The organism is Paenibacillus kribbensis (assembly GCF_002240415.1).
GTDB classification, from domain to species: domain Bacteria; phylum Bacillota; class Bacilli; order Paenibacillales; family Paenibacillaceae; genus Paenibacillus; species Paenibacillus kribbensis.
On the sequence record NZ_CP020028.1, the window covers coordinates 2378739 to 2390441 of the forward strand.

Consider the following 11703-nt stretch of genomic DNA (forward strand, 5'->3'; position numbering starts at 1 on the left):
AGGACATTATGTCGCAGGGGGGGGATTTTTCATCTTGAACTTTTTAGCAGCAGGGAGCGATACGTCGTTTCAAACAAAAATTCAAACGCCTCCAGATGCTTTTTAGCTTCAAATACATCACGTCCCCACGCATAAATGCCGTGATTACGCAATAAAATCCCCGGAACCCGCTCATTCAGCACACCCGGCACCAGCTTGGCAATCGAGGCGATATCGGCATAATTCGGCAGCACAGGAATGTGGATGGCAGCATTTTCTTCCCAAATGTTAAAAGCCTTAATCAGCTCGATTCCTTGCACAGGTACAGAGCCCTGCTCCCCGTAATACTCGGAAATCAGGTTGTTAAACACGGTATGCACATGGAAAACGGCTCCGCAGCCTGTCAGGCGGTAAATTTCACAATGAATCAGTGTTTCGGCACTCGGCTTGAGGTTGGTTGCTTCGGCGGCTTTCCCGTATGGGTCAACAAACAGAAAATCTTCCGCTGTCCGCTTTGTCTTGTCCTTGCCGCTGGCGGTAACTGCAAAATAAAATTGTTCGGGCTGAAAATCACCGATGCGGATCGACAAATTGCCGCTCGTGCCGGGGAACCAGTTGCGAGATGCAAATAGCTCCTTGACATCGGCGAGTTCTTCCAATGCGCGGCGTTTTTCTTCCAATGTAATGTCTGTCCAGCTAAAGCTCATTTACAGCACCCCTTGCTTCTGTTTTTGCTTTAAATCCTCGATAATGTCGTCAAATGTTTCAAAGGGTACATGCGGTACGCCAAGCTCTTGACACTTTAATGTCAGGTGCGAGCGGGAGTACACGAGGTCGGCAATTTTGGCTCCTTCAAAATCCGTCAGGCTGTCGCCGATCAAGATCTGTTCGTACTGTTCGGCAGGGTATTGACGAATGATGGTCGTTTTGCACATGCCGCAGTCATTTGTACACGGCTTCTCACATGGATGCGGCCACGTAATCTGGATATTGTCCCCGGAAAAATCCGCTCCGTTGCAAAAGATGTGATCCTGCGGAATATCGAAGGGTTTAAGCAATGGATCAATAAAAAAATCGATGCCGCCGCTGGTGACAAAAAATTCAATCTGCTGCTCCCGTACATAGTCCAAAAAACGTGCAAAGCCCTCGCGTATACCCGCTTGTCCAAGTACATATGAGATGATTTCGTCCTTTTGCACCGAAGGCATGAGGGCAAACATGGCACCTACGCCTTCACGAATGGAGGTATGTCCGTTTACGATATGATGCATGATGGGCTCATAGCCCGCAGGCTGAAAATGCTTCATGATAGCGACAATATTGTCGCTATTCGTAATCGTCCCGTCAAAGTCGCAAAAAATGACGGGTTTCTTGGATGAACTCATTGTTCGCCTCCCCACACATCAAGTGCGGATTGCAGCTCAGCATGAGAGCGGGCGTATTCTGCCAGCGGTACATTCTGCTGCACCGCCTCAATCGCTTGCACAAAAGCGCGTCCGCCAGCTTCGGTACCCATCGGATGACCATGAATGCCACCCCCGGCGTTGACCACAACGTCCGTGCCAAAGTCACGCACAATGAACGGCACCAGGCCGGGGTGAATTCCTGCGGAGGGAACAGGCATGCTGGCCTTTAGCGACAGCTCCGGGGTGATCAGCTCATCGCGGATCGCCATGTTTTCCTCTCGCGGCATCGTCACTGAGCCGTAAGGAGAAGGGAAGAGCACGAGGTCAGCGCCAGCCAGCCGCATCAGCTGACCGAGCAGCACGGACGCCGAAATACCGTAATGCGGCGACGGATAGACAGCACCCGCCAATGAAGGGTGGGCGGCAATGGGGACGGAGACAGCAGGATCGCTGCTGAGCTCATGCAGTACATCGTAGCCGTAGGCCAGCACGTTGAACAGCAGCGCGTTCGCGCCTGCGTCGATAGCTTTGAGGGCCTGCGCCTTGAGCTGTGAGGTGGGTCCGGTCAAATTCGCTGCATACAGCAGCTTTTTACCGGTTTCACGCTCAGCCGCCTCGGCGGCTTTGATGCAGGCTTCGACGCGTTTTTCAATCGGTGTCAAGGCATTTTCGAACAAAATTTCGTCATCCTTGATCAGATCAACGCCACCGAGAGCCTGTCGGGTAAATTGCTCGCTCAGCTCGTCCAGATTCAGACCGATCACCGATTTGAAAATGCTCATAAGCAGCGGGCGATCAAACACGCCGAGTCGCTCACGCAAGCCCTCAATGCCAAATTTCGGTCCCGGAAAAGCGGAACGGAACGTCTCCGAGAAGCCCAGCTTCGTCAGCTTGATTCGACCGTCCATCGAAATTTTGCCGAAGACGGTCACCAGCAGCGCGGGAATATCCCGGCTGAAATTGACGTCCGGGTAAGCGATGGTCAGATCGGCATAACGTTCACCGGGGCCTCCATCATGAACCTCCACGGATTGAACCGAGCCCAGATGCTTTTGCATCTCATCCCGCTTGGCTTGCGGAAGCTCGGTCCAGCTGCCCACCGTCATGCCGATGGCAATGGATTGGGCCTTTTTATTAAAATCGGCTTTGTCATCGTATACCCGGTAGGTCGCCAAGCAATAGCTCATTCAATTCCCTCCTTTAGTACAGCTCCCATCTCACGGGATCGTTCAGCACAACGCTGCACTGCCGCAATTACGGTTTCATAGAAATCTCCTTTGTCCAGTGTCTCCAAAGCGGCCACCGTCGAGCCATTGGGCGACATGATTTTGTGACGCAGAGCAGAAGGCTCCTCTCCGGTTTGTTGTACCATACGTGCCGCCCCAAGCGCGGTTTGGACTGTCAGCTCGTGCGCTTGCTCAGGGGTCAAGCCACCACGAATTCCACCCGCAATCATGGCTTCCATCAAATAGTAGATATAGGCAGGACCGCTTCCGGAGATCCCGGTCAAAATATCCATTTTCTCTTCTTCTATCACAGTCACCGTACCTACAGACTCGAACATGGTGAGCACATTCTTACGCTGGTCTTCGCTGATCTCCTTGGAAAAGCTGATGCCTGTCGCTCCCAGCCCAATCGAGCTGGAGGTGTTGGGCATCGTCCGTGCGATCGGCTGCTTGCGGCCTAGCAGTGTTTGCATCGTACGAATGGACAATCCGGCGATGACCGAAATGATCAGCTGATCCTCTGACAGGAGCGGGCCGAGCTGTCCCAGTGCCGCGGCAGCATCCTTGGGCTTCATGGCAAGCACGATGACTGGAGAACGGCGCAGCAGCTCGGTTTTCGCGGCTTCCTCTGTCTGGAACAGCACCCCGTATTGCTGCTGGAGTTCTTCAAGGCGCGCCTGATTACTGCGGTTAATGACAGTAATGCCGCCACGTTTGACAACGGAACGAGCCGTCATTCCGCGAATGATAGCCTCTGCCATGGAGCCTGCGCCGAAAAACGTAATTTGCTCGTTAATTAAAAACTTTGACTGTGATTCACACATGAATTCATAACCTCCAAGAATACGGATTGATTTATAATATTATTCCCTGATTTGTCCAGTACCGTACACACGGTATTTGGTTGAAGTCAGCGCAGGCAGGCCCATAGGGCCGCGGGCATGCAATTTTTGGGTGCTGATCCCGATCTCAGCGCCAAACCCGAATTCAAAGCCATCTGTGAAGCGGGTGGAGGCATTGTGATATACAGCTGCTGCATCCACTTCCTGAAGGAAACGTTCGGCATGGGCTTTATCCTCGGTGACAATACATTCCGAGTGCAACGTGCCGTAACGGGCAATATGCTCAAGTGCTTCGTCCAGATGGTCTACCACCTTGACGTTCATAATGTAATCATTGTACTCTGTGCCGTAGTCCTCCTCCGTGGCTGTAACAGCCCAGGGAACCAGTGCACGCGTCCGTGCGCAGCCGCGCAGCTCAACGCCAGCATCACGGAAGCGTTCTGCCAAGCTTGTTAAGTGTGCTTGTGCAAAATCGGCGTGGACGAGCAGCGTTTCCATCGAGTTGCACACAGACGGTCTTTGCACCTTGGCGTTCAGCGTAATGGCTTCCGCCATCTGTGTATCCGCCGTAGCGTCCAAATACGTATGGCATACGCCAGCGCCGGTTTCAATGACAGGCACAGTAGCGTTTTGAACCACGTTTTGGATGAGCGAACGCCCACCACGTGGGATAATCACATCCAGCAGACCGTTCAAGGTGAGCATTTCGTTGACGGAGGCGCGGTCTGAATCTTCAATCAGTTGAAGCGCCTCGCGGGGTACGGCTGTTGTGTCCAGCGCCTGCTGAAGCACTTCAATGATTTTGCGGTTGGAGGCGAGGGCCGCCGAACCACCGCGCAGCACAACCGGATTGCCTGTTTTCAGGCACAGGCCCGCAGCATCTACCGTTACATTCGGACGGGCTTCATATATGATGCCAATGACACCCAGCGGCACACGTATTTTCTCAATCCGTAGACCGTTAGGACGTTCGATCTGTTCCAGCATGTCACCGACTGGATCCGGCAACTCGGCAATTTGGCGCAGTCCTTCGGCGATAGCCCCGATTCGCTCCTCGGTCAGCTTGAGACGGTCGAGCAGCGATTCCGACGTTCCCAATTCACGTCCACGCTGCAAATCGTCACTGTTCGCTGCAATCAGCTCTTCCGTATGGCTCACCAATGCCTCTGCCATAGCGAGCAATGCTTTATTTTTTTGTGCTGTTGTCAGTCGGTTCATGGCTCCGGCACTTTTTTTGGCCAAAGTCGCTTTGGCCCGTACTTCACTGAACTGGTTTTCCTCTGTTGCAGCTGTGTTCGTCGTTAATTTACTCATGTTATGGCCTCCCTACATATATAGTGTAATCCATTCATCCCTGTGGATCACCTCAAGCCGGTGAATGGGACCGATTTTGCCCACAACTTCGCCGCTGGGTAATCCTTGTACGATTCGAAGCTGTTCATCGTCATAATTGACGATGCCGCGCCCTAACACCTTATTTTCCGGCCCCAGCACCTCTACGACATCCCCGGCATGAAAGCTGCCTTCGACACGCCGTACGCCAACGGGAAGCAGACTGTGTCCCCCGTGTACCAACGCCTCCTCAGCCCCATGGTCTACATGCACTGTACCCAGAGGGGTGGACATAAAACCAAGCCATTGCTTTTTCATCGGCAGTGAAGAGAGGTGGGTGTCAAAATAAGTTCCCGGCCCGTGTCCTTCGACGGCTGCGTCCAGATCGCCGTTAGCACTGACACGTCCTACATACACAGGCACACCACCACGCGTAGCTACCTTGGCAGCTTCGATCTTGGATCGCATGCCGCCCGTACCTACTGCTGAGCCGGAGCCTCCAGCGAGTGCATAAATCTCCTCCGTAATTTCGTCGATACGTTCAAAGCGTACGGCGTTCGGATGTTTGCGCGGGTCTGCCGTATATACGCCATCAGTATCTGTAATGATGATCAAATGCTGGGCTTTGACCAGATTGGCAACCAGTGCAGACAGCATATCGTTATCGCCGAATTTCAATTCGTCAATCGATACGGTGTCATTTTCGTTAAAGATCGGGATAATCTGCTGGCGCAGCAGCTCTTCCACGGTCATTCCGGCATTGTTCATCCGTTTGCGGCTCAAAAAATCACTGCGGGTCAGCAGAATCTGCGCGCTTACCAGGTCAAAATCTTTAAAAGCCTGCTGATAGGCCTGCATGAGAAGTGCTTGACCAACGGCCGCTGCCGCCTGTTTTTCATGCAGCAGCTTAGGGCGAAACGGGTACCCGATCTCCCGGAACCCGGCGGCTACCGCGCCTGATGTGACCAGCAGCACTTCATGGCCTTTTGCACGAAGCAAGCTGATTTCCCGGGCAAAAAAGGCGATGGCCTCCCGGTTCAAGCCACCTTCCACTCCAGTCAGGGAGCTGCTTCCGATTTTAATGACGATACGTGTCGACAAGACGTCCACTTCCTTAATCTGTGCTCTTTTTGTAATACAAAAAAACTTCCATCCTTTGTATGCAAAGGACGAAAGTTTATACTTCCGCGGTACCACCTTCATTGATGATTCATGATCATCCCACTTGAGACCTGTTAACGGCAGGGACCGCCTGATTGCGCAGGGCGCTCGGGGGTAGGAGTTGGGAGAGAATCCAGGTAAATTCTTGCAGCCTATCGGAATTTACTCTCTGAACAGGATGGGCCTCTCTTAATAATCCCTTCAACGCGCTAAATGATATTGGATACAGAATACCACGAAAAGGTCGAGTTTGGCAAAGAAGTTGTCGCTGGAAAATACGGCTTAACGAAACAGATTCAGCTTGCCGATTCGCTCAGCCGCTTCAGACAGCCTGGCTTCCGAGCTTAGCAGCCCTGCCCGCACATATCCTTCGCCTCCACTGCCGAAGCCGACCCCCGGTGCGACGGCTACCTTGGCCTCACGCAGCAGCAGATCGGCAAAGGAGGCTGAAGTATAGCCCGGCGGCACAGGCAGCCAGCTAAAGAAGGAGCCCTGTGGGCGCTTCGCCTTCCAGCCGATGTGCTCAAGTGCATCGTAAAAAGCGTTGCGGCGCGATTCATAGCGGGCCACCAGTTCGCCTACGCAATCCTGCGAGGATGTCAGAGCTGTTGCCGCTGCTGCTTGAATGCCTCCAAACAAGCTGACATAAATATGATCCTGCAGCAGGTTAATCATGGAGATGATTTCGGCATTGCCGAGTGCAAAGCCGACGCGCCAGCCCGCCATATTGTAGGTTTTGGACAAAGTATAAAACTCAATGCCTACGTCCTTGGCCCCCTCGGCCTGGAGAAAGCTGACCGGGCGTTCGCCGTCAAAGCCGATCGCACCATAAGCAAAATCACTGGCAACCACAATCCCGTTGCGCTGTGCGAATTCGACCGTTTCCTCGTAGAAGGAAAGCGGGGCAGTTGCCGAGGTCGGATTGTTCGGATAGTTAAGGAACATCAGCTTGGCACGGCGGCGGTCTTCTTCAGAGATCGCTTCGTAATCGGGCAGAAAACGGTTTTCTTCCTTCAATGGAAGAAAAGACATCTCCGCTTTAGCCAAGGCTACGCCAGACCAGTAATCCGGATAGCCGGGATCAGGCACGAGGCATACATCGCCAGGATTGAGCAAGATTTGCGGCAATTGCACCAAGCCTGTTTTTCCGCCAAACAAGATGGCGACCTCGGTTTCCGGGTCGAGCGTCACACCGTAATCCTCCTGATAGCGCTGGGCTACAGCTTCTTTGAGAAAGCCATAGCCGCGAAAAGGCGAGTACTTATGATAAAGCGGGTTGTCCGCTGATTCCTGCAAGGCTTTTACAATATGAGGCGGGGTGGGTGTATCCGGGTTCCCTTGTCCGAGATTAATGACATCATGCCCCGCCGCAATTTCACGGTTTACATTTTGTACGAGTGTGGCAAAAAATTGAGTGGGCAGCTGTTTCATCACGTCCGCGGAGGGAATGGAAAAATGACTCATGCATTCACACGACCTTTTGGAATAGTTTGAGGATTAATCTATCATGATTTTACCGAGTTGTATAGGGGGAATTGAGTTTATATGGTTGCGTGCTAAAGCGAGATCGGGCTATGATGGGGGAAAATACCGGACCAGCAGTCATCGTATGCTCCGGTTACAGGGAGGATGAACGATTTTGACGAATCATGAAGCTCAGCCGTTCCGTGTTGCACTTATACAGGCTCATATTGAACTTGGAAATCCATCAGAAAACCGTAGTCATATGCGTACTTTAATGGAACAGGCGGCAACAGCCGCAGACAAGCCGGATCTGATGATCCTGCCGGAAATGTGGAACACGGGCTATGCCCTGGATCGCATTCATGAGCTGGCGGACAAGGAAGGGGCAGAGACCCGGGAATGGATAGCTGCATTCGCCGCGGCCCATCAGGTGAACGTGGTCGCCGGGTCGATTGCAGAGAAAAAAAGCGATGGTCATGTGTACAATACAATGATTGTTTTTGACCGGACAGGAGCCGAGGTGGCTTCGTATTCCAAGATTCATTTATTCCGTCTGATGGAGGAAGAAAAATATTTGCAGTCTGGTGAGGAAAAGGTTTTGTTCACGCTAGATGGCGGGATTCAGGCTGGTGCTTCGATCTGCTATGACATCCGTTTTCCCGAACTGGCCCGCAGTCTAGCCTTGTCTGGCGCCAACCTGATGATCGTACCCGCGGAATGGCCTCATCCCCGGCTCCATCACTGGCGTACCCTGCTGACCGCACGTGCCATTGAAAATCAAATGTATGTCATTGCCTGTAACCGGGTTGGCCGCAGCGGAGACACCGATTTCTTTGGACATTCCCTCATCATTGATCCGTGGGGAGAGATTGTTGCCGAGGGCGGAGAGCAGGAGGAGATTGTTACAGGAACGATAGAGTCAGCCCTGGTGCAGGATGTGCGTGGGCGTATCCCGGTATTTGAGGATCGTCGCCCCTCCTTGTATGACCGATAAACGTCGTTCTGTTTAGTCGTCCTGCATAAATAGAAGGAACATTTCATGCTCAAGGAACAAGTTTTTCACCGTCTGACTTGGGCTGTATGTCGCCTATAACGGGTATTGTTTTGCCATGGGTTCCGTACAGGAGGCGTTGTTAACGCTGTCTATGGCGGAGGCCAATTGGTCTATCTGGAAAATGCGGCGGATATGCTCACGACAATCCTGAACAACCAGATCATTATGCTGACGTCGATTGGCGAGCTGGATAAGGCTTTAAAGGAAGTGATGGTTTTGACACAAAATCGGCTGATAATCTGGCAATTGAATACTCCAAAGTTGCAAAATTTTGTGTGAACCAACTCTATGCTCAAAACGAAACCGGCAAAATACAGGTTAAAGCTCCTGATTTTCCGGTTTGTTTGTATGTGCCAAAACATATTGTGGTGCCGGATACTGCCTTCCATACTGAATTTATAAGGAACGACAATACAGAATATGAGGTGCAGGCAAATGATGACGGGCAGAGCCTCAGGATGTGATGGCGATCTGACACTTATCCTACGGGGACAGGCTCATCTCTTTGCAGCTCGACTTGAACAGTACTGTATTTGCATGCTCCCAGAGGATGCCCGTCTTGATCGATGCTACCTTGCAGCGGTTTCCCGTGATCGTCTGTGCACCATGACTGGCTTTGAAAGGCCAAGAAATAAGCAATCCATTTATTTTCCGCTGTGAAATGGACCAGAAAACAGCCGTCATGGAAAATGTCATTTTCCTCCGGTGAATATTTGCTGTTCCCTTGATTCATATGGATGTTGTGAACGCCAAGGCCGTTTCCCGTAAAATGCGTACCATAAGCGTAAATGGTCGCATCCTCATTATTCAGCGCCTTGTGCATGTATTTATCAATAAAATCGTATAAGTCATTGTTTTCACCGGGAGCTGTAAAAGGCACAATCTCCATTTTATTGGGATCAAATAACCCGCTGCGAATGAAATCGACGGCAATGTCTGCATTTACATTCTGATGATAATTGATGTCATGAAAACCGGAGTTCATCGTTGGCAAAATGGTAATGGCTTGTGCATTATAGTTTTCGTCGCTGTAATAAAGCGACCGGGGAAGGTCCGGATCGATAGACTGAACGTTGATGGGGAGCTTATATTTTTTCCCATGATCCGCCTCGACAACGATATTGTAGTGGGGAGACTGGTCACTTTCCGGATCTTTACGAATGTCAATGACGCGGCCGATTAATACACCATATCTTGAATTTGCGCCTGAGCCTGAACCTCTTCTCGAATTTCTTCTTGAATCAGACATGTTTTACCTCCAAATATGTGATTTATTGCACCTAAATATTTTTCTCTGTAGTGAGCAGGATTATTCAATTGCATTTGTGTGTGATTTAATTGACATTAATAGAAAAATGTCTCATTTTATTGGATTTACCTGGAACCCCATGCCTTCTGTCCAATAGTGACAGTGCAAATAGGAAAACACGATTTAAGGGTTACCCCTGTTTCTCCAGACGATCCAGGTGGAGGGATCAGGTGTCGCCAACGGAATTGCAAGAGCTAATGAATGAACAAATGGTCAAGCAAGGCGTATGGAGATTGTCCAAACGGTGAGCAGGCGTATGTGAAGGTGCTGGATGTTACGCCTGTGGGAGGAGCGGGGCCCGATAGGATCAAGCTTCAATTTGTGTTGAGTGTAACGAAAAGCAGGTCTTTAAGACACAGATGAGTGAAGCCGAGATACAGGAAGCATTTGGTGCTTCCCGATAAAAAGGTTGTCGACACCTGTTTCAGATACAGATTATAGGTGTACTATAATAGTATCCCGACACCAGGAGGTTGATAACGATGGATAACCAAAGTAGATCCGAACTGGCGAACAGGGATGGCCTGTCACGGCCGAAAGGTTTGAACAGACAGGTTGTCGGCAACAATTACGAAATGGGCTATGCTCAGGATAAAAGTCCCCCTGATTTAGGGCAATCCTGATCACGAACAGGCGAGGACAGGCACTTTGGGATCACACAGCACATTGGAACTAAGGTAGGACTTTGTTGGGAAACCAGAGCTTGAGACCTTAAGGAAAGAAGTGATGTGCGATGGATAAAGTGGAGTTTCCGAGCAAATGCAGGGTAATCAGGCGAGGCTGAACGAGGTTGAAGTATTTATTTTGAACCCATGCACTCATATTGGGAATGCAATAATAGGGGGGAGCCCCCAGGACCGTCTTCTTTTCTGGCTTTGGCCGGGGAGGAAGGCGGTCCTTGTCATATTCGCAGCTACTTTTGAGAAAGTTGCTTGACCGTTTCCCGGAAAGTATCAATAAAAGCTTCGGCAGCTTTGGACAGATAACGTCCGTTGCGGTAAGCAATGGCTAAGGTACGGCTTGGTGTCGGTTTGGCCAGGGGCAGTAAAGCCGGGACAAATTCGCTGCTGGCGGCCCGGGCGATAAAACGAGGGACGAGTGTCACTCCCATACCTGTTGCTACGAGTGATTGCAGGGTCTCCATGTTGGTGCTTTCAAACACCACATGAGGTTCAAAGCCTGCCTGATGGCACAAATCCATCGTCAGCTTGCGAAATCCCTGTCCTTTTTTCAGAACGACAAAAGGCTCGTCTTTTAGCTCCTCCATATGCACAGGCTGTGGCTGGTCACCGATTTTACGCAAGGCTAAAGAGTGACCCGGGGGAACGGCGAGATCAATCCATTCTTCACCGATAGGCACATAGGAAAGTGTAGGCTCTACTAATGGGAGTGACAGCAGGCTGAGATCAGTATCTCCACTGGCTGTTTTTTTCTCCAGATTCATGGATGAATCCTCGACCAGCACGATTTCAATGTCAGGATGAGCCTTTTTGAAGACAGGCAATACATGTGGCAGCAAATGAGAGCCCGTAATCGGCATACTGCCCACGACGACCTTCCCTTTGCGGAGCTGGGAAATATCGTCCATTTCCTGCCGGAGCTGCTCGACTGCATCGACGATTTTTTTGGCTTTTTCTACAAAGCTTGCGCCTGCATGCGTCAATTCCACCGTGCTTGTATTGCGTTGAAATAACAGCACCCCGAGTTCTTTTTCCAGTTTGGACAATTGCTGGCTCAGCGAAGGCTGGGCAATATGCAGCTTTTCTGCTGCGCGCGAGAAGTTTTTTTCCGCTGCAATTTGCAGGGTATATTGAAGCTGTCTGAACTCCATCGATTTTGGGCTCCTTTTCTTATAAGATTTACCTATTACATCATAGACTGATTATACAATATTCAAATCAAATTCCCAATCCCAATCCTTTTCATGTGT

At 50.9% G+C, this 11703-nt stretch carries 13 protein-coding genes; 4 read left to right on the forward strand and 9 right to left on the reverse strand.

What is annotated here, in order from left to right; all coding sequences use genetic code 11:
* Positions 1-29: 29 nt before the first annotated feature.
* The 7 genes from B4V02_RS10795 to B4V02_RS10825 form a co-directional block, all read right to left on the reverse strand.
* The gene (locus B4V02_RS10795) at positions 30-686 is read right to left on the reverse strand and encodes a methylthioribulose 1-phosphate dehydratase (protein ID WP_094154764.1); all 657 of its coding nucleotides are present in this window, start codon (positions 684-686) and stop codon (positions 30-32) included.
* Positions 687-1364, reverse strand: a complete 678-nt coding sequence (locus tag B4V02_RS10800; protein ID WP_094154765.1) for a 2-hydroxy-3-keto-5-methylthiopentenyl-1-phosphate phosphatase — start codon at positions 1362-1364, stop codon at positions 687-689. It abuts the gene before it with no gap.
* A complete protein-coding gene (locus B4V02_RS10805; protein WP_094154766.1) occupies positions 1361-2572 on the reverse strand; it encodes a 2,3-diketo-5-methylthiopentyl-1-phosphate enolase in 1212 nt (403 codons plus the stop codon). Before B4V02_RS10805 ends, B4V02_RS10800 begins: the two co-directional genes overlap by 4 nt.
* Complete coding sequence (proC, locus tag B4V02_RS10810; protein ID WP_094154767.1) at positions 2569-3435, reverse strand: pyrroline-5-carboxylate reductase; 867 nt, start codon at positions 3433-3435, stop codon at positions 2569-2571. The genes B4V02_RS10805 and proC overlap by 4 nt, the downstream gene beginning before the upstream one ends.
* Positions 3436-3474: 39 nt before the next feature.
* Positions 3475-4767 carry a glutamate-5-semialdehyde dehydrogenase gene (locus B4V02_RS10815; RefSeq protein WP_094154768.1) on the reverse strand — a complete coding sequence of 431 codons (1293 nt, stop codon included), beginning with the start codon at positions 4765-4767 and terminating at the stop codon, positions 3475-3477.
* Positions 4768-4779: 12 nt separating this feature from the next.
* Positions 4780-5988, reverse strand: a complete 1209-nt coding sequence (gene proB, locus B4V02_RS10820; RefSeq protein WP_094154769.1) for a glutamate 5-kinase — start codon at positions 5986-5988, stop codon at positions 4780-4782.
* 240 nt (positions 5989-6228) lie between these two features.
* Positions 6229-7410 (reverse strand): pyridoxal phosphate-dependent aminotransferase, encoded by a 1182-nt coding sequence (locus B4V02_RS10825; RefSeq protein WP_094154770.1) that lies wholly within the window; start codon positions 7408-7410, stop codon positions 6229-6231.
* Between the two features lie 175 nt (positions 7411-7585).
* On the opposite strand from B4V02_RS10825, the gene B4V02_RS10830 reads away from it, so the two are divergent.
* Positions 7586-8404, forward strand: coding sequence for a carbon-nitrogen family hydrolase (locus B4V02_RS10830; RefSeq protein ID WP_094154771.1), 819 nt, complete (start codon positions 7586-7588; stop codon positions 8402-8404).
* A gap of 165 nt (positions 8405-8569) precedes the next feature.
* Positions 8570-8743: a hypothetical protein gene (locus B4V02_RS26575; RefSeq protein ID WP_244188494.1), complete on the forward strand. Its 174-nt coding sequence runs from the start codon at positions 8570-8572 to the stop codon at positions 8741-8743.
* Between the two features lie 199 nt (positions 8744-8942).
* On the opposite strand, the gene B4V02_RS10845 is transcribed toward B4V02_RS26575, so the two are convergent.
* Positions 8943-9713: a YukJ family protein gene (locus B4V02_RS10845; RefSeq protein ID WP_094154773.1), complete on the reverse strand. Its 771-nt coding sequence runs from the start codon at positions 9711-9713 to the stop codon at positions 8943-8945.
* A gap of 261 nt (positions 9714-9974) precedes the next feature.
* Between B4V02_RS10845 and B4V02_RS10850 the strand changes: the two genes are divergently transcribed.
* Together B4V02_RS10850 and B4V02_RS26110 are read left to right on the forward strand one after the other, a co-directional pair.
* Complete coding sequence (locus B4V02_RS10850) at positions 9975-10136, forward strand: hypothetical protein (protein ID WP_179032724.1); 162 nt, start codon at positions 9975-9977, stop codon at positions 10134-10136.
* Between the two features lie 119 nt (positions 10137-10255).
* Positions 10256-10396 carry a hypothetical protein gene (locus B4V02_RS26110; protein WP_167383753.1) on the forward strand — a complete coding sequence of 47 codons (141 nt, stop codon included), beginning with the start codon at positions 10256-10258 and terminating at the stop codon, positions 10394-10396.
* Positions 10397-10686: 290 nt separating this feature from the next.
* Here B4V02_RS26110 and B4V02_RS10855 read toward each other — a convergent pair whose 3' ends face one another.
* Positions 10687-11604, reverse strand: coding sequence for a LysR family transcriptional regulator (locus tag B4V02_RS10855; RefSeq protein WP_094154774.1), 918 nt, complete (start codon positions 11602-11604; stop codon positions 10687-10689).
* Positions 11605-11703: the final 99 nt, after the last annotated feature.

Excerpts from the sequence above, each read along its gene's own strand:
- proB (WP_094154769.1), bottom strand. The coding sequence starts at position 5,988 with ATGAAGGTGGTACCGCGGAAGTATAAACTTTCGTCCTTTGCATACAAA.
- B4V02_RS10825 (WP_094154770.1), bottom strand. The coding sequence starts at position 7,410 with ATGAGTCATTTTTCCATTCCCTCCGCGGACGTGATGAAACAGCTGCCC.
- B4V02_RS10855 (WP_094154774.1), bottom strand. The coding sequence starts at position 11,604 with ATGGAGTTCAGACAGCTTCAATATACCCTGCAAATTGCAGCGGAAAAA.
- B4V02_RS10795 (WP_094154764.1), bottom strand. The coding sequence starts at position 686 with ATGAGCTTTAGCTGGACAGACATTACATTGGAAGAAAAACGCCGCGCA.
- proC (WP_094154767.1), bottom strand. The coding sequence starts at position 3,435 with ATGTGTGAATCACAGTCAAAGTTTTTAATTAACGAGCAAATTACGTTT.
- B4V02_RS10845 (WP_094154773.1), bottom strand. The coding sequence starts at position 9,713 with ATGTCTGATTCAAGAAGAAATTCGAGAAGAGGTTCAGGCTCAGGCGCA.
- B4V02_RS26110 (WP_167383753.1), top strand. The coding sequence starts at position 10,256 with ATGGATAACCAAAGTAGATCCGAACTGGCGAACAGGGATGGCCTGTCA.
- B4V02_RS10850 (WP_179032724.1), top strand. The coding sequence starts at position 9,975 with ATGAACAAATGGTCAAGCAAGGCGTATGGAGATTGTCCAAACGGTGAG.
- B4V02_RS10800 (WP_094154765.1), bottom strand. The coding sequence starts at position 1,364 with ATGAGTTCATCCAAGAAACCCGTCATTTTTTGCGACTTTGACGGGACG.
- B4V02_RS10815 (WP_094154768.1), bottom strand. The coding sequence starts at position 4,767 with ATGAGTAAATTAACGACGAACACAGCTGCAACAGAGGAAAACCAGTTC.
- B4V02_RS10805 (WP_094154766.1), bottom strand. The coding sequence starts at position 2,572 with ATGAGCTATTGCTTGGCGACCTACCGGGTATACGATGACAAAGCCGAT.